Here is a 16,875-nt window from a genome sequence, read left to right as displayed (position 1 = left end):
CGGCCCGGACGCGCTGCGCGGCGGTGTCGCGCCGCCGCGGAGGAGCTACGCCTCGAACACCTCACGCACCAGCTGCTCCTGCTCCGCCTGGTGCCGCTTGGCGGAGCCGACGGCCGGGGACGAGCCGTGCGGACGCGAGATGCGGCGCAGGCGCTCGCCGTGCGGGACGTCGGCGCCGACCGCCAGGTCCAGGTGGTCGATCAGGTTGAGCGCGATGAACGGCCAGGCACCCTGGTTCGCCGGCTCCTCCTGGGCCCACAGGTACTTCTCGGCGTTCGGGTACTTGGCGATCTCCGCCTGGAGCTCGGCACCCGGCAGCGGGTACAGGCGCTCGATGCGGATGATGGCCGTGTCCGTCAGACCGCGCTTCTTCCGCTCGGCGTCGAGGTCGTAGTAGACCTTGCCGGCGGTGAAGACGACCTTCTTGACGGCGGCCGGGTCGACCGAGTCGTCGCCGATGACCGGGCGGAACTGGCCCGTCGTGAACTCCTCCGCCTTCGAGGACGCGGCCTTCAGGCGCAGCATCGACTTCGGGGTGAAGACCACCAGCGGCTTGTGGTGCGGGTTGTGCACCTGCCACCGCAGCAGGTGGAAGTAGTTCGACGGCAGGGTCGGCATCGCGACCGTCATGTTGTTCTGCGCGCAGAGCTGGAGGAAGCGCTCGATACGGGCCGAGGAGTGGTCCGGGCCCTGGCCCTCGTAGCCGTGCGGCAGCAGCAGGGTGACGCCGGAGGTCTGGTTCCACTTCTGCTCGGCCGACGAGATGAACTCGTCCACGACCGTCTGCGCGCCGTTGACGAAGTCGCCGAACTGCGCCTCCCACATCACCAGCGCGTCCGGACGGGCCAGCGAGTAGCCGTACTCGAAGCCCATCACCGCGTACTCGGACAGCAGGGAGTTGTAGACGTTGTACCGGGCCTGGTCCTCGGACAGGTACAGCAGCGGCGTGAACTCGTCGCCCGTCTCACGGTCGATGACCACCGCGTGGCGCTGGCCGAAGGTGCCGCGCTGCGAGTCCTGGCCGGACAGCCGGACCGGGACGCCCTCCAGGAGGAGGGAGCCGACGGCGAGGGTCTCGCCCATGCCCCAGTCGATCGTGCCGTCCTCGACCATCGCCGCGCGGCGCTGCAGCTGCGGCAGCAGGCGCGGGTGGATGGTGACGTGGTCGGGGATGTTGACCTGCGACTCGGCGATCCGCTTGACCGTCTCGGCGGTCACCGCGGTGTTCACGGCCACCGGGAACTCGGCCTGCGGGTCCGAGGGCTCCGCGGCGGACGGCTGGGAGACGGCCTCGCGGACCTCGGTGAAGACCTTCTCCAGCTGGCCCTGGTAGTCCTGCAGCGCCTGCTCGGCCTCTTCCAGGGTGATGTCGCCGCGACCGATGAGGGACTCGGTGTACAGCTTGCGCACCGAGCGCTTCTTGTCGATCAGGTCGTACATCAGCGGCTGGGTGAAGGCCGGGTTGTCCGACTCGTTGTGACCGCGGCGGCGGTAGCAGATGAGGTCGATCACCACGTCCTTGTTGAACGCCTGGCGGAACTCGAAGGCGAGCCGCGCGACGCGGACCACGGCCTCCGGGTCGTCGCCGTTCACGTGGAAGATCGGGGCCTCGATCATGCGGGCCACGTCGGTGGCGTACATCGAGGAGCGCGAGGACTCCGGGGCGGCGGTGAAGCCGACCTGGTTGTTGATGACGACGTGGACCGTGCCGCCGGTGCGGTAGCCGCGCAGCTGCGACATGTTCAGGGTCTCGGCCACCACGCCCTGGCCCGCGAAGGCCGCGTCGCCGTGGATCGCCACCGGCAGGACCGTGAAGTCCGTGCCGCCCTTGTTGATGATGTCCTGCTTGGCGCGCGAGACGCCCTCCAGGACCGGGTCGACCGCCTCCAGGTGCGAGGGGTTGGCTACCAGCGAGACCGCGATCTGCTCGCCGTCCAGGCCGGTGAAGGTGCCCTCGGCGCCCAGGTGGTACTTCACGTCGCCGGAGCCGTGCATCGACTTCGGGTCGAGGTTGCCCTCGAACTCGCGGAAGATCTGCGCGTACGACTTGCCGACCACGTTGGCCAGCACGTTCAGCCGGCCGCGGTGGGCCATGCCGATGACGACCTCGTCCAGGCGGGACTCGGCCGCCGAGTCGATGACCGCGTCCAGCAGCGGGATGACGGACTCGCCGCCCTCCAGGGAGAACCGCTTCTGGCCGACGTACTTCGTCTGCAGGAAGGTCTCGAAGGCCTCCGCCGCGTTCAGGCGGCGCAGGATGCGCAGCTGCTCCTCGCGCTCCGGCTTGGTGTGCGAGCGCTCGATGCGGTCCTGGATCCACTTGCGCTGCTTCGGGTCCTGGATGTGCATGAACTCGACGCCGGTGGTGCGGCAGTACGAGTCGCGCAGCACGCCGAGGATGTCGCGCAGCTTCATCAGGGACTTGCCGGCGAAGCCGCCGACCGCGAACTCGCGCTCCAGGTCCCACAGGGTGAGCCCGTGCTCGGTGATGTCCAGGTCGGGGTGCTTGCGCTGCTGGTACTCCAGCGGGTCGGTGTCGGCCATGACGTGGCCGCGGACCCGGTAGGAGTGGATCAGCTCGAAGACGCGGGCGGCCTTGGTGACGTCGTCGTCGTGCGAGGCGTCGATGTCCTTGAGCCAGCGGACCGGCTCGTAGGGGATGCGGAGCGCCTTGAAGATCTCGTCGTAGAAGCCGTTCTCGCCGAGGAGCAGGTTGGCGACCTGGCGCAGGAACTCGCCGGAGGCGGCGCCCTGGATGACCCGGTGGTCGTAGGTCGACGTGAGCGTCATGACCTTCGAGATGCCGAGCTTGTTCAGGGTGTCCTGGGAGGTGCCCTGGAACTCCGCCGGGTAGTCCATGGAGCCGACGCCCATGATCACCGACTGGCCGGGCATCAGGCGCGGCACGGAGTGGACGGTGCCGAGGCCGCCGGGGTTGGTCAGCGAGACCGTGACGCCGGAGAAGTCGTCCATCGTCAGCTTGTTGTCGCGGGCGCGGCGGACGATGTCCTCGTAGGCCTGCCAGAACTCGAAGAAGTTCATGGTCTCGGCCTTCTTGATCGCCGCGACGACCAGCTGGCGGTCGCCGTTGGGCTTGACCAGGTCGATGGCGAGGCCGAGGTTGACGTGCGCCGGCTTGACGAGCGTCGGCTTGCCGTCCTTCTCGCCGAACGAGTGGTTCATCGCCGGCATGGCCTTGATGGCCTGCACCATCGCGTAGCCGATCAGGTGCGTGAAGGAGATCTTCCCGCCCCGGGCGCGCTTGAGGTGGTTGTTGATGACGATGCGGTTGTCGAAGAGCAGCTTCACCGGGACCGCGCGCACGGACGTGGCCGTGGGCAGCTCCAGCGAGGCGTTCATGTTCTTCGCGACCGCGGCGGCGGGGCCGCGCAGGGTCACCGTCTCCGGACCCTCGGGCGCCGAGCCGGCGTCCTTGGCGGGCGCGGCGGCCTTGGCCTGCGGCTTGGCGGCGGCGGGCTTGGCCGGGGCGGCGGCGGGCTTCGCGGCCGGGGCGGCAGGAGCCGCCGGGGCGGCAGCGGCGGGCTGCGCGGGGGCGGCCTGCTGGGGCGCCGCCTTCGGCTGGGCCGGGGCGGGCGCCTGCGCCTGCGGCGCGGGGGAGGCCTGGGGGGTGCTGCCGGAGTCCGTGGCCGCGGTGCCGGAGGCGGACTGGGCAGCGGCCGCTCCGGGCTTGTAGTCGGCGAAGAAGTCCCACCAGGCTCGGTCCACGGAGTTCGGGTCCTGGAGGTACTGCTGATAGATCTCGTCGACGAGCCATTCGTTGGCACCGAAGGCGGCCGCGGGGTTCTTGCCCGCGTTGCCCGCTTGGTCGGTGTCGGTCGAGATGCTCGAGTTACTGGGGGACTGTGGCGACACGGCGAGAACCGCCCTCTTCCGCTTCACAAGATGGTGGACAGCGGGAATCAAGGCTACGCCTCCCCGACCCGGAAGGTCAGACCGGGCCCGTTCATCGTCGCGTAAGTCACATCGCAGACTGCGTTTCGGCGCTGGAAATGGCGGGAAACAAGCGAGGTTCCGTTGCGTGTGGGAAGGGGAGAGCGCGACCCGGCGCCGGGACAACGCGGGCCTGTGCCTGATCACACGTGTCCGTCAGCGCGGACGTCAGTGGATCTTGACGCTCCGCTTCGAACCCTACGTCAACTCGGAGCCGTCGGCAGGCCCGGAAGAGTGATGAGAATCCGGCATCCCCGCTCGGATTCGGCCACGCCGATCCGGCCGCCGTGCAGATCCACGGCCCAGCGCGCGATCGCGAGGCCCAGACCGGTGCCGCCGTCGCTGCCCGGACCGTGCGGCCGGGACACCGAACCCCGGTTGAACCGCTCGAACACCCGGCGCCACTCCGAGCGCGGAATGCCGGGCCCCTCGTCGAGGACCTCCAGCTCCAGCGACTCGGGGAGCTCGCCGCTCCGCGCCCTGACCGTCACCCTGCCGTGCGGCGGACTGTGCTTCACCGCGTTGTCGATGAGGTTGGCGACGACCTGGTGGATGCGCTCCGGGTCGGCGTGCGCGGTCAGGTCCGAGGGGGAGACGTCGAGAGCGAGGTGGACGTCCTTGCGGGTGTGGCTGCCCGAGCCGGAGGCGATGCCCGCGCGCGCGGAGGCGACCATGTTGGCCTCCTTGAGCACGCCCGACAGGTAGGGCCACACCTCGAAGCGCCGCTTGCGCAGCGGTACGACGCCGTTGTCCAGGCGGGAGAGGTCCAGCAGCGTCTCCACCAGCCGGCCGAGCCGCTCGGTCTGCCCGAGCGCCGTGCGCATCGTCTCCGGATCGGCCTCGGTGACCCCGTCGACGATGTTCTCCAGCACCGCGCGCAGGCCCGCGATGGGGGTGCGCAGCTCGTGCGAGACGTTCGCGACCAGCTCCTTGCGCTGGAGGTCCTGGGCCTCCAGGTCGTCGGCCATGCGGTTGATGGTGACGGCCAGGTCGCCCAGCTCGTCGCGGCGGTTCTCGCGCACCCGACGGGTGTAGTCGCCGTGCGAGATGGACCGGGCCACCGCGTTCATCTCGTCCAGTGGCGCGGTCAGCGAGTGCGCCACGAACTGCGTGATCAGGAGCGTGGCGATCATCGAGAAGACCGTGATGAAGCGCAGCTCCGTCTTGGTGTGCACCGCGATCACCGACAGCCCGGTGGTGATCAGTACCGACGTGACGACCAGCGCGCCCAGCTTGGTCTTGATCGAGAACGGGCGTACGCCGCCCCAGGGTTCCCCGGCGCTCCGGGGGCCGGGGCTCCTCCGTGCGGCATCCCGCCCTCGGCTCATGGCGTCGGGGTCTCCAGCGCGTACCCCACGCCGTGCACCGTGCGGATGCGCTCGGCGCCGATCTTGCGGCGCAGTGCCTTGATGTGGCTGTCGACGGTCCGGGTGCCGGAGGCGTCCGCCCAGTCCCAGACCTCGGCCAGCAGCTGCTCCCGGGAGAGCACCGCGCGGGGCGTGTTCGCCAGGCAGACCAGCAGGTCGAACTCGGTCGGCGTGAGGTGGACGTCCTCGCTGCGCACCCGCACCCGGCGCTGCGCGTGGTCGATCTCCAGTTCGCCGAGGCGCAGGATGCCGCTGCGCGGCGTCGACGCGGCCACCACGGCCCGCTCCACCCGGCGCAGCAGCACGTGCACGCGCGCGGCAAGCTCGCGCATGGAGAACGGCTTGGTCATGTAGTCGTCGGCGCCCACGCCGAGGCCGACCAGCATGTCCGTCTCGTCGTCCCGCGCGGTGAGCATCAGCACCGGCACCGGCCGCTGGGCCTGCACGCGCCGGCAGACCTCCAGGCCGTCGAAGCCGGGCAGCATGATGTCGAGGATCAGCAGGTCGGGCTGCCAGGCCTCGGCCGTGTCGACCGCGGCGGGCCCGTCGCCCGCCGTTTGCACCAGGAACCCCTCGGCGCGCAGGCGGGTCGCGATGGCGTCGACGATCGTCTGGTCGTCCTCGACCACCAGCACCCGCCGCTGAGCGCCCTGGGTCGCCGTCGCCGTGCCGTTGTGGGAGGTCTGTGTCTGCTCCATCGCCCGCCCCTGAGGTGTGCTTACCGGAATCAGTGGGGTGATCCCTCGTCTGCGCATGACTGCGATTGACGCTTGAAAGACCGCGTCAGGGCAGCAGCGTACGGGGATCGGACGCGCCTTTGCTATCCAGGCCCGACGGCGAGGTGGACGACGTCCGGAACGCCCCGGGCAACCGGGATCTCTTCGGTACGCACCTGCTGGAACCCGGCATTACGCAAGGTTTCTTCGAATTCCGGAGAGGGCTGCGCGGACCACACGGCGAGCACCCCGCCGGGCCTCAACACCCGTGCGCAGCCCGCCAGTCCGGCCGGTGCGTACAGCCCGTCGTTGTCCTCGGTGACGGTCCAGCCGGGGCCGTTGTCGATGTCGAGGCAGAGCGCGTCGTACGTGTCGGAAGTCTCATTGACGTAACGGACCAGATCCGATTCGACGACCTCCGTGCGGAGGTCGTCCAATGCCTCGGCGGACAGCTCCGCGAGGGGGCCGCCCCGGTGCCAGTCGATGACGGCGCGCTCGCGCTCGACGACCGCGATCCGGCCCCAGCGCGGGTCGGCGGCCGCGTGCGCGAGCGAGAAGCCGACGCCGAGACCGCCGATGAGCAGGTGGGGCGGCGCGGACCGCCCGCCGGAGGCGTCGAGTGCCTCGGCCGCCGCGTCGACCAGTCGCCGCTCCGAGCGCCCGTCGGAGGTGTCCATCAGGAAGCAGCCGTTCGCGATGATCTGCAGCAGCGCCCCGTGCCGGCGCAGGACGACCTCACCGTGCGGGCCCTCGCGGCGGTCCAGTACTTCGGGGACGTCGTGGGAAGAAGTGGTGGGCATCGGCCCATCCTGGCAAAGGAATTCCGGGCGGCTCGACGGCGCTCTCCCGGCAGACGGGGCGCCGAGAGGTTGATCGCTCAGAGCGAACAGGCCCCGGGGAACATTCCGGGACTCCCTTTCATTGAGTCGATGTAACTCAACTTGACTGCCGAAGGGGAGATCATGGCTGCTGAGTCCGCCGCCTTCACACCGCTCACCCTGCCCGTGCTGCCGCTCGACGACGAAGTGGTGCTGCCCGGGATGGTCGTCCCCCTGGACCTGAGCGACGCCGAGGTTCGGGCCGCGGTGGAGGCCGCCCAGGCTGCCGCCGGGTCCGAGCCCGGCAAGCCCCGCGTGCTGCTCGTCCCACGCGTCGACGGCACCTACGCCAGGACCGGCGTCCTGGGCACCGTCGAGCAGGTCGGCCGCCTCGCCGACGGCGACCCGGGCGCCCTGATCCGCGGCCGGCACCGGGTGAGCATCGGCGCCGGCACCACCGGCCCCGGCGCCGCCCTGTGGGTCGAGGGCACGCGGGTCGACGAGACCGTGCCCGAGCCCCTGCCCGGCCAGGTCGCCGAGCTGGTGAAGGAGTACAAGGCGCTCGCCACCGCCTGGCTGCGCAAGCGCGGCGCCTGGCAGGTCGTGGACCGCGTCCAGGCCATCGAGAACGTCTCCGCGCTCGCCGACAACTCCGGCTACTCGCCCTTCCTCACCACCGAGCAGAAGGTCCAGCTGCTGGAGACCGCCGACCCGGTCGAGCGGCTGCGGCTCGCCACCCGGCAGCTGCGCGACCACCTCGCCGAGCAGGACGTCGCCGAGACCATCGCAAAGGACGTCCAGGAGGGCGTCGACAAGCAGCAGCGGGAGTTCCTGCTGCGCCGCCAGCTGGAGGCCGTGCGCAAGGAACTGCGCGAACTCAACGGCGAACAGGAGGGTGAGGAGTCCGACGACTACCGCGCCCGCGTGGAGGCCGCCGACCTGCCCGAGAAGGTCCGCGAGGCCGCGCTCAAGGAGGTCGACAAGCTGGAGCGCTCCTCCGACCAGTCGCCCGAGGGCTCCTGGATCCGCACCTGGCTCGACACGGTGCTGGAGATGCCGTGGAGCGAGCGCACCGAGGACGCCTACGACATCCAGGGCGCCCAGGCCGTCCTCGACGCCGAGCACGCGGGCCTTCAGGACGTGAAGGAGCGCATCACCGAGTACCTGGCGGTGCGCAAGCGGCGCGGCGACCGGGGCCTCGGCGTCGTCGGCGGGCGGCGCGGCGGTGCCGTACTGGCCCTGGTCGGCCCGCCCGGCGTCGGCAAGACCTCGCTCGGCGAGTCGGTCGCCCACGCGATGGGCCGCAAGTTCGTCCGCGTCGCTCTCGGCGGTGTGCGCGACGAGGCCGAGATCCGCGGCCACCGGCGTACGTACGTCGGCGCGCTGCCCGGCCGGATCGTACGGGCGATCAAGGAGGCGGGGTCCATGAACCCGGTCGTCCTCCTCGACGAGATCGACAAGGTGGGCTCGGACTTCCGGGGCGACCCGGCCGCCGCCCTGCTCGAAGTCCTCGACCCGGCGCAGAACCACACCTTCCGGGACCACTACCTGGAGGTCGAACTGGACCTGTCCGACGTGGTCTTCCTCGCCACCGCCAACGTCCTGGAGGCCATCCCGGAGGCCCTGCTCGACCGCATGGAGCTGGTCCGCCTCGACGGCTACACCGAGGACGAGAAGGTCGTCATCGCCCGTGACCACCTGCTCCCGCGCCAGCTGGAGCGGGCCGGACTCGACGGGGACGAGGTGAAGGTCGACGAGGGCGCGCTGCGCAAGCTGGCCGGCGAGTACACCCGCGAGGCGGGCGTGCGCACCCTGGAGCGGGCCATCGCCCGGCTGCTGCGCAAGGTCGCCGCCCAGCGCGAACTGGGCGAACGGGAGCTGCCCTTCACGGTCACCGAGGACGACCTGCGCGCCCTGATCGGCCGGCCGCACCACGTGCCCGAGTCCGCCCAGGACCCGGCCGAGCGCCGCACCTCGGTGCCGGGCGTGGCCACCGGTCTCGCGGTCACCGGCGCGGGCGGCGACGTCCTGTACGTCGAGGCGTCGCTGGCCGACCCGGAGACGGGCGCGGCGGGTCTGACCCTGACCGGTCAGCTGGGCGACGTGATGAAGGAGTCCGCGCAGATCGCGTTGAGTTTCCTGCGCAGCCGGGGCGCCGAGCTGGAGCTGCCGGTGGCCGATCTGAAGGACCGTGGCGTGCACATCCACTTCCCGGCGGGCGCGGTCCCCAAGGACGGGCCGAGCGCGGGCATCACGATGACCACGGCGCTGGCCTCGCTGCTCTCCGGGCGGCTGGTCCGCACGGACGTGGCGATGACCGGCGAGGTCTCGCTGACCGGCCGGGTGCTGCCGATCGGCGGGGTCAAGCAGAAGCTGCTCGCGGCGCACCGGGCGGGCGTCACCACGGTGATCATCCCCAAGCGCAACGAGCCCGACCTGGACGACGTCCCGGCGGAGGTGCTGGACAAGCTCGACGTCCACGCGGTCACCGACGTCCGGCAGGTCCTGGAACTGGCGCTGGCACCGGCGACGAACGGTGCGGAGCGCAAGGTTCCGGTCGCGGCGTGACGGAGCACGCGGCCGGATGAGTAAAGGGAAAGGGCCCGGACTCCGCGTGGAGTCCGGGCCCTCGCCGTACGCGCCGGGAGCGTCAGCCGTTGGCCAGCGCCCGGACCCGGTCCAGGGCCCCGTTGAACTTGTTGTGGTCCCCGACCGTCGGTCCGGACGACGTGTACTGCCACATCGTGTAGTACGGCCAGCCCGCCGGCAGCGTCCCCACCGACGAGGCGTACCGGGCGATCCACAGCGGGTTGTTCGCCGCGAAGCCGCCGTAGTTGCCGGTGCACTGGGTCCACCAGCTGGTGGCCGTGTAGATCACGGCGTCGCGGCCGGTGCGGGCCTTGTAGGTGTTCAGGAAGTCGCGGATCCAGGAGACCATCTGGCTCTGCGTCTTGCCGTAGCAGGTGGCCCCGTACGGGTTCCACTCGATGTCCAGCGCGCCCGGCAGCGTCTTGCCGTCGCGGGACCAGCCACCGCCGTTGTCGACGAAGAAGTTGGCCTGGGCGGCGCCGCTCGTCGTGTCCGGAGTGGCGAAGTGGTACGCCCCGCGGATCATGCCGACGTTGTACGAGCCGTTGTACTGCTGGGCGAAGTAGGGGTTCTCGTAGTACGTCCCCTCGGTGGCCTTGACGTAGGCCCACTTGACCCCGCTGTTCCACAGGGTCGACCAGGCGACGTTGCCCTGGTGGCTGGAGACGTCCACGCCCTCCGTCTGGACGGCGCGGCCGGGGACGGGCGTGCCGTGCTGTCCGTCGTGCTCCACGACGCCCATGCCCATGTGGGCGGAGCCGCGCGGCGGGGTGTCGGCGGCCGACGAGGAGTGGGCGGGGACGGTGAACAGCAGGGAGAACGCGGCGAGCAGAGTCCCGGTCACGGCGAAGCGCCGTCCGCGGGCCGATCCCGATCTGTGCACGAGCATGACGTGCCTCCGATGGCTCGGTGGTGCTCGGTGGGGGATGCGCGGGTGGGGAGAGACCGTGCGGGGCGTGCGCGCCGGGCTGGCGTGCGCATGCCATCCGCCTGTCCCGGAGGGAACGCTACGCACGTAGAACGCCGGGTGGAAGAGGGGTCGGGAGCTGCCGTTGGTCTAAGCCTGCGAAATACTTGCCGAGCTGCGGCGATGACGCCTTGTGGCGGAAACTTTCAGGACCGGGAAAATCGAGGCAGGGGCTGACGTGCACGAGGACGGGAACGGCGACGGGCGCGGAGTCGAATCCGCGGTGTCCGGCAGTGGTGTGAACCAACCGGAGTTCCTGGCGCTGGAGCGGGAGTTGACCGTCCTGCTGCGGCGGGCCCGGGCCAACCAGGGCGAGATGGCCCGCGAGGTCCACCCCGACCTGGAGTCGTCCGCCTACGGCCTCCTCGTGCGGCTCGGCGAGTGCGGGGGGCAGCGGGCCACGGAACTCGCCGCCTACATCGGCGTCGGCAAGGCGACGATGTCCCGCCAGCTGCGCGCCCTGGAGGAACTCGGCCTCGTCGCCCGCGAGCCCGACCCCGCGGACGGCCGCGCCTGGCTGGTCACCCTGACTCAGGAGGGCCAGGACCGCGTCGGCCGGGTCCGGGAGGCCCGCCGTGCCCGGTACGCCCGCCGGCTCGCCGGCTGGGACCCGCGCGAAGTGACCGAACTGGCCCGGCTGCTGCACGAATTGAACCGGGGGATGGAGAAGTAGCGGCGCGGGGCGGGGCCGGCCTCCGGCACGGTCACAGTTCCGCGTACACCACCGTCGCGTCGTCGTGCGTCTTGCTGCGGCCCAGGAAGGACCGGGGCCCCGCCGCGTCGGCGCGCTCCAGCTCCCGCACCCGGTCCACCAGTGCCTGCGCGCCCTGCTTGCGCGCCAGCGCCAGGCAGTCCGCCCAGTCGCCCTCCCGGAACTTCTCCACCCACCGCCCGGCCCCGTCCGTCAGCGCGGCCAGCGTCCGCACCTCGCCCCGCGGCAGTACCCCCGTCACCGCCCGCGTCGCCACCGACGGGTCGGCCGCGGCCGTGAAGAAGCCGCCCTCCTTGTTGCGGTAATGGGCGTCCACCAGCGCGTCCGTGGCGAGGGCCGAGCGGGGCAGCCGGGCCAGCCGGTCGTCCAGAAGAGCCGTGACGGTGCCGTCGGGCGCCTCCACCAGCAGGGCGGAGTCGGACAGGACCAGGTACTCGACCGACGCGGGGGACCAGCGGGCGACGGCCACGGTTGCCTGCGGCGTGCGGGGGTGAGAAAGCTCACAGGTTTCCGCGTGTGCCGCCGAGGTACGCGCGATGGCGCGGGCCAGGGCGTCGTCGAGGGGAACATCCGGCATTGAAACGGTCAGTTCGGTCAGCGCACCACCGAGGCGCGCGGTGAACCAGGGCACGGAATGCAGACATCCGGTCTCGCCCCGCGGTGGTGTCACGCCGTCCAGCACGACGAGCGAACCACCCTGTCCCGAGGCCGGTAGTCCGACGCTCGCGAAGTCCTCGTTGGGGTGGTCGGCGAGTCCGGGTTCCGAGACGAGTTCCGTACGCATCCGGCCAGTCTGCACGACCCCTTCACAGCGTCCGCAAAAGCCTGGCACCTTCCTCGACTTCTCCCGGAATCGGCGCGGTGACGCAGGTCAGGCGCCGCTTTTGGGGCGGAATTCGGTACTCCGGCAACGCGTGGCGGCACATAGTGCCACCGCCCGTCCCAGACGTCCAACCGGCTCGCCGCGCGGGCGAGTCGCACGAGCCGGGGGAACTTGCCCACCAACTCCGGTCCGGGGTTCACTCCTTCGGGTGGCGGGTCGGACGATGCGCGCCCACCACCCACCGGCACTGGGAGGGTCGGGGACCGGTGGCGGGCCTGCCCTGCTCACGCGGTGCCCCCGTCCGACGCGCAGCCGGCGGCCGGGGAGCGGCCCGGAGCGTGGCGGAGGGTGCACGCGCCGGCCGGCCAGTTGACGGAGCGCCACCCGCGCCCACGGGTACACGAGTCAGGAATGCGAGCACCGGTGCAGAAGACGCGGCCTCGTCGCACAGACAAGCAGACGGCCCCCGCGGGGAGCGCGGAGCGCACCCCCGGCACCTCCACTCCGGCGCCGCCGGCGGCCCCCGTCGGCAAGGGCCGCCCCACCCACGTACGCAACCGGCTCATCGTCGCCGTGGCGGTCGTGGCCGCCGCCGTCGCCGGAGCCGGAGCCCCGTCGGTCGTGGCCGCCTCCGGGCAGCTGCACGACTCCCAGGAACTGGTGACCCTCGCCGAGCGGACCCAGGGCGCGCTGACCCTCGCCCACTCCCTCGCCGACGAACGCGACGAGGTCACCCCCTACATCGCCGCGGGCCGCCCCGAGTCCAAGGCGCCCTCCGAGCAGCGCAGCGCCCGCGTCGACCGGCAGGTCGAGGAGCTGCGCGCCGACACCGACACGCCCGCCTCCCTGCGCGAGGACCTGGACGCCATCGCCGCCCTGCGCCGGGCCGCCCTCACCGGCAAGAGCACCGCCCTCGAAGCGCACGAGGCGTACTCGGAGGCGATCACCGAACTCCACGCCCTGGCCGAGGAACTGGCCGAGCAGATGCCGCCCCGCGCCGGGGCCGGGGCGTACGCCCTCGCCGAATTGGACACCGCCGTCCAGCAGGCCTCCGCCACCCGCGGACTGCTGCTCGCCGCCCTGAACGTGCCGAGCACCACCGAGACCGTCATCGACCCGATCACGGGCCTGCCGACGGAGACGACCACCTCCTCGGACGCCGACGCCGAGCAGCGCGACGCGCTCGCCGCCGCCGCCCAGCAAGCCCGGGTGCGCTCCGACGCCGCCCTCGCCGACTTCCGGGAGGGCGCGCCCAAGGAGGCCCGGGACCGCTTCGACGCCACGGTCGCCGGCCCCGAGGTCAACTCCGCCGACAAGTACCTTGCCGGCCTCACCGACGAGCCGACGCTCTCCGACGACGACCTGGAGACCAGCCCCAAGCGGCTCGACGCCGCGCTCTCCGCCCGCGTCGACGCCATGCGCGGCGCCGAGTCCGCCCTCTACGAGAAGCGCGTCACGGACCTGGAGAAGCTGCGCGACGACGACGTCACCGCGCTGGAGATCCGGATCGCCGCCCTTGCCGCCCTCCTCCTGGTCGCCGTGGGCATCGCCACCGCCATGGCCCGCACCCTCACCCGCCCGCTGTCGGTACTGCGCCGCGGGTCGGCCCGGCTCGCGGAGGCTCAGGACCCGACGGCCGAGGAAGCCGTCGCCTTCACCGGCCGCGACGACGAGTTCGCCCAGGTCGTCCGCTCCGTCAATGCCCTGCACGCGCACGCCGTCACGCTCGCCGAGCGCGTCAACACCCTGGAGTCCGACCGCAAGCACCTCGTCGGCCAGCGGCAGAAGATGGCCGACGCCCGCGAGGAGCTGCGCGCCGAACTCGACCGCTCCGCCGCCCAGCTGGACGTCGTCCGCAAGAGCATCGGCTCCACCTTCGTGAACCTGGCGCTGCGCACCCTCGGCCTGGTCGAGCGGCAACTCGCGGTCATCGAGAGCCTGGAGGAGCGCGAGCAGGACCCGGACCGCCTGGCCACCCTGTTCAAGCTCGACCACTTCGCCACCGTCATGCGCCGGCACAGCGAGAACCTCCTCGTCCTCGCCGGCACCGAGCACGTCCAGCACAGCGCCTCACCGGTGCCGCTGGTCGACGTGGTCCGGGCCGCGGTCAGCGAGATCGAGCGGTACGAGCGGGTCCGCATCGCCGCGCTGCCGCCGCACGCGCACGTGGCCGGTTTCGCCGCCGACGACCTCTCCCACCTGCTGGCCGAGCTGATGGAGAACGCCACCTCCTTCTCGCCGCCGGACCTGCCCGTCGAGGTCTCCGGCTGGCTGCTGGAGAACGGCGAGGTGATGCTCTCCGTCCAGGACGAGGGCATCGGCATGGCCACCGAACGCCTCCAGCGCCTCAACGGCCGCCTCACCGACTTCGACCCGGACGCGCCCTACGAGCACGAGGGCGACGACGGTCTCGGGCTCGGCCTGTACGTGGTGGCCCGGCTCGCCCACCGGCACGGGGCACGGGTGCGGCTGCGGGAGCAGAAGCAGGGCGGTGTCGCGGCCGTCGTGGTCCTGCCCGGCCCGCTCCTCGCGGCGGCCCCGCCGGCGGCGCTGGCACCGAGCGTGCCGATGACCGACACCGGGTCCTTCTCGCTGCCGGGCGCCGACGCGGAGGCCAACTCCAACGTCCTGCACGGCCGCGCGGAGAAGGGCGCGCACAAGGACGCGGACCCGCTCGTCGCCTCGGCGGAGCAGGCCGTACGGCGGGCGGAGGCCGACGCGGCGGACGAGCCCGAGGACGCCGGAGAGCCGGAGGGCACGGAGCCGACGGCGGACCCGGAGACGCCCCCGGCCGCCGCCGGACCGGAGACGGCCCCGGCCGCCACCGGACCGGAGACGGCCCCGGAGCCGGAGACCGCGCCGGCCCCGGGCCACGACCTCCCCGACGACTCCACGATGGCGCTGCTGATCCCCGCTCAGGCGGGTCCCCAGGACCACGATCAGCGCCAGGACCGGACACCGGAGCCGGACCCGGAGCCCGCACCCGACCCGTACGCCATCGGCCCCGAGGCCCACGACCGCACGCCGGACGAGGGCACGTCGCGGGCCGACGAGGACACCGACGGCGAAGCGGCCGCCGAGCCCGTCACCGCCAAGGGCCTGCCCAAGCGGACCCCGAAACTCACCACCCCCGCCGCGGCACCGAAGCCGCGCACCTCGGGTTCCGTGGACGCCGAAGCACTCCGCCGTCGCCTGGGAGGGTTCCGCCGCGGTGCGGAGGCCGGCCGGCGCGACGTCGAGGCCGAGATAGCCGACCGGACGGAGCAGCACGAGGCGCCGTCCGCCGCAGCGGGGACAACCGAAGAAGCCACGGGGGGCACTGTCGAGGAGGCAAGCAGTTGACCGCGCCCAGTACCTTCGGACTGAGCAGTGAAGCCCGCAATCTCCACTGGCTGCTGACCAACCTCGTCGAGGAGGTCCCCGGCATCCAATCGGTCGCCGTGGTCTCCTCCGACGGCCTGCTGCTCCTCTCCTCCGACCAGGAGCGGAACGACGCGGCCCGCGAGGCACAGGCCGTGCGCCGCGCCGGACCGCGCGGCTCCGCCGCCGACCTCGCCACGGTCGTCTCCGGCGTCGGCAGCCTCACCATCGGCGCCGCCCGGCTGATGGACTACGGCAACGTGAAGCACACGATGGTCGCCATGGACGAGGGCAGCCTCTTCGTGATGTCGATCAGCGACGGCTCGCTGCTCGGCGTGCACGGCTCCGCGGACTGCGACATGAGCGTCGTCGCGTACCACATGGCGCTCTTCGTCGGCCGCGCCGGCCACGTGCTGACCCCCGAACTCCGCAGCGAGCTGCGGCAATCCCTGGAGTCCGAGTCGACGGGGAGTCTCCGATGAGCAGCACCCCCAAGAAGAACGGCCGGGGGAACCTCCCCGTACGCGGCGCCGACCGCAAGCCCGCCCGCGTACGCCCCTACTCGCTCACCGGCGGCCGCACCCGCTTCGGCCACGTCCTGCTCGTGGAGACGTTCGTCGGCGCCACGGCCGGCACCGCCGCGCTGGAGGCCGCCGAGGAGCGCAAGGAACTCACGAACGGTTCGCTCACCTCCCGTGTGATGCCGGAGATGCGGGCCATCGTCGAACTGTGCCGCCGTATGCGTACGGTGGCCGAGATCGCCGCGCTGCTGAAGATGCCGCTCGGTGTGGTCCGCGTCCTCATCAGCGACCTGGCGGACCAGGGAAAGATCCGTGTGTACGGCACCGGAACCGGCCACGGAACGGGCCGTCCGGACCGCGCTCTGCTCGAAAGGGTGCTCAGTGGACTCCGTCGTCTCTGACGCCGCCGCCTCCGGCGTCTCCCCGCTCGTCGACCCGGACGAGCCCATGCAGCCCTGGCAGACGGACCGCACACGCGCGCCCGTAGCCACGAAGATCGTGGTGGCCGGCGGGTTCGGCGTCGGCAAGACCACCCTGGTCACCGCCGTCTCGGAGATCACGCCCCTGCAGACCGAGGCGCTGATGACCGAGGCGAGCGAGGAGACCGACGACCTCACCGCCACCCCGGGCAAGCTGACCACCACCGTGGCCATGGACTTCGGCCGCATCACGCTCGACGACGACCTGGTGCTCTACCTGTTCGGCACGCCGGGACAGCAGCGGTTCTGGTTCATGTGGGACGACCTGGTGCGCGGCGCGATCGGCGCCGTCGTCCTGGCCGACACCCGCCGCCTGAAGGACTGCTTCCCGGCCCTGGACTACTTCGAGAGCTGCGGACTGCCGTACGTCGTCGCCGTTAACCACTTCGACGGCAGCGAGCTGTTCCAGGCGGAGGACGTGCGGGAGGCGTTGACGATCCCCGCGCACATACCTGTAATGATCATGGACGCGCGCCGCCGGATCTCGGCCATCGAGACCCTCTTGTCCCTCGTGGGCCACGCGCTCGACGAAACACCCGAGTAGACGACCCCCGAGTAGGAGACGGAAAACC

12 protein-coding genes are annotated in these 16,875 nt (G+C 71.7%); 6 read left to right on the top strand and 6 right to left on the bottom strand.

The genetic code is table 11. The annotated features are described in order from the left end of the window. Nucleotides 1-45: 45 nt before the first annotated feature. The 4 genes from KUM03_RS08780 to KUM03_RS08765 all read right to left on the bottom strand — a co-directional run bounded on the left by KUM03_RS08780 (nucleotide 46) and on the right by KUM03_RS08765 (nucleotide 6,834). Nucleotides 46-3,873 (bottom strand): multifunctional oxoglutarate decarboxylase/oxoglutarate dehydrogenase thiamine pyrophosphate-binding subunit/dihydrolipoyllysine-residue succinyltransferase subunit, encoded by a 3,828-nt coding sequence (locus tag KUM03_RS08780; RefSeq protein ID WP_217246466.1) that lies wholly within the window; start codon nucleotides 3,871-3,873, stop codon nucleotides 46-48. 281 nt (nucleotides 3,874-4,154) lie between these two features. Then, on the bottom strand, nucleotides 4,155-5,279 hold the full coding sequence (locus KUM03_RS08775; RefSeq protein WP_217246465.1) for a cell wall metabolism sensor histidine kinase WalK: 1,125 nt from the start codon (nucleotides 5,277-5,279) through the stop codon (nucleotides 4,155-4,157). Next, nucleotides 5,276-6,016, bottom strand: coding sequence for a response regulator transcription factor (locus KUM03_RS08770; RefSeq protein ID WP_043380000.1), 741 nt, complete (start codon nucleotides 6,014-6,016; stop codon nucleotides 5,276-5,278). Before KUM03_RS08770 ends, KUM03_RS08775 begins: the two co-directional genes overlap by 4 nt. Before the next feature lie 122 nt (nucleotides 6,017-6,138). Further along, a complete protein-coding gene (locus KUM03_RS08765) occupies nucleotides 6,139-6,834 on the bottom strand; it encodes a spermidine synthase (RefSeq protein ID WP_217246464.1) in 696 nt (231 codons plus the stop codon). Between the two features lie 162 nt (nucleotides 6,835-6,996). On the opposite strand from KUM03_RS08765, the gene lon reads away from it, so the two are divergent. Then, nucleotides 6,997-9,420 carry an endopeptidase La gene (gene lon, locus KUM03_RS08760; protein WP_217246463.1) on the top strand — a complete coding sequence of 808 codons (2,424 nt, stop codon included), beginning with the start codon at nucleotides 6,997-6,999 and terminating at the stop codon, nucleotides 9,418-9,420. Between the two features lie 82 nt (nucleotides 9,421-9,502). On the opposite strand, the gene KUM03_RS08755 is transcribed toward lon, so the two are convergent. Further along, complete coding sequence (locus tag KUM03_RS08755) at nucleotides 9,503-10,330, bottom strand: lysozyme (protein WP_217246462.1); 828 nt, start codon at nucleotides 10,328-10,330, stop codon at nucleotides 9,503-9,505. 256 nt (nucleotides 10,331-10,586) lie between these two features. Here KUM03_RS08755 and KUM03_RS08750 point away from each other — a divergent pair, with 256 nt between their 5' ends. Next, nucleotides 10,587-11,081 (top strand): MarR family transcriptional regulator, encoded by a 495-nt coding sequence (locus KUM03_RS08750; RefSeq protein ID WP_217246461.1) that lies wholly within the window; start codon nucleotides 10,587-10,589, stop codon nucleotides 11,079-11,081. A 31-nt stretch (nucleotides 11,082-11,112) separates the two neighbouring features. Here the strand turns inward: KUM03_RS08750 and KUM03_RS08745 are convergent, their stop codons facing one another. After that, on the bottom strand, nucleotides 11,113-11,904 hold the full coding sequence (locus KUM03_RS08745; protein WP_217246460.1) for a protein phosphatase 2C domain-containing protein: 792 nt from the start codon (nucleotides 11,902-11,904) through the stop codon (nucleotides 11,113-11,115). 462 nt (nucleotides 11,905-12,366) lie between these two features. On the opposite strand from KUM03_RS08745, the gene KUM03_RS08740 reads away from it, so the two are divergent. From KUM03_RS08740 to KUM03_RS08725, 4 genes are read left to right on the top strand one after another with little or no spacing between them, the layout of a single operon-like run. Next, nucleotides 12,367-15,285, top strand: coding sequence for a nitrate- and nitrite sensing domain-containing protein (locus KUM03_RS08740; RefSeq protein WP_217246459.1), 2,919 nt, complete (start codon nucleotides 12,367-12,369; stop codon nucleotides 15,283-15,285). Next, on the top strand, nucleotides 15,282-15,785 hold the full coding sequence (locus KUM03_RS08735) for a roadblock/LC7 domain-containing protein (protein WP_073724241.1): 504 nt from the start codon (nucleotides 15,282-15,284) through the stop codon (nucleotides 15,783-15,785). Before KUM03_RS08740 ends, KUM03_RS08735 begins: the two co-directional genes overlap by 4 nt. Then, the gene (locus tag KUM03_RS08730; protein ID WP_073724239.1) at nucleotides 15,782-16,225 is read left to right on the top strand and encodes a DUF742 domain-containing protein; all 444 of its coding nucleotides are present in this window, start codon (nucleotides 15,782-15,784) and stop codon (nucleotides 16,223-16,225) included. Before KUM03_RS08735 ends, KUM03_RS08730 begins: the two co-directional genes overlap by 4 nt. After that, nucleotides 16,206-16,847 carry an ATP/GTP-binding protein gene (locus KUM03_RS08725; protein ID WP_217246458.1) on the top strand — a complete coding sequence of 214 codons (642 nt, stop codon included), beginning with the start codon at nucleotides 16,206-16,208 and terminating at the stop codon, nucleotides 16,845-16,847. The genes KUM03_RS08730 and KUM03_RS08725 overlap by 20 nt, the downstream gene beginning before the upstream one ends. The last annotated feature ends 28 nt before the right edge of the window (nucleotides 16,848-16,875 follow it).

Origin of the sequence: Streptomyces sp. AC602_WCS936 (assembly GCF_019049125.1) — a bacterium.
Classification (GTDB): domain Bacteria; phylum Actinomycetota; class Actinomycetes; order Streptomycetales; family Streptomycetaceae; genus Streptomyces.
The sequence above is the reverse complement of the archived record's forward strand: the minus strand, read 5'-3'. Positions and strand labels throughout refer to the sequence as shown.

Excerpts from the sequence above, each read along its gene's own strand:
- KUM03_RS08775 (WP_217246465.1), bottom strand. The coding sequence starts at position 5,279 with ATGAGCCGAGGGCGGGATGCCGCACGGAGGAGCCCCGGCCCCCGGAGC.
- KUM03_RS08770 (WP_043380000.1), bottom strand. The coding sequence starts at position 6,016 with ATGGAGCAGACACAGACCTCCCACAACGGCACGGCGACGGCGACCCAG.
- KUM03_RS08765 (WP_217246464.1), bottom strand. The coding sequence starts at position 6,834 with ATGCCCACCACTTCTTCCCACGACGTCCCCGAAGTACTGGACCGCCGC.
- lon (WP_217246463.1), top strand. The coding sequence starts at position 6,997 with ATGGCTGCTGAGTCCGCCGCCTTCACACCGCTCACCCTGCCCGTGCTG.
- KUM03_RS08755 (WP_217246462.1), bottom strand. The coding sequence starts at position 10,330 with ATGCTCGTGCACAGATCGGGATCGGCCCGCGGACGGCGCTTCGCCGTG.
- KUM03_RS08745 (WP_217246460.1), bottom strand. The coding sequence starts at position 11,904 with ATGCGTACGGAACTCGTCTCGGAACCCGGACTCGCCGACCACCCCAAC.
- KUM03_RS08730 (WP_073724239.1), top strand. The coding sequence starts at position 15,782 with ATGAGCAGCACCCCCAAGAAGAACGGCCGGGGGAACCTCCCCGTACGC.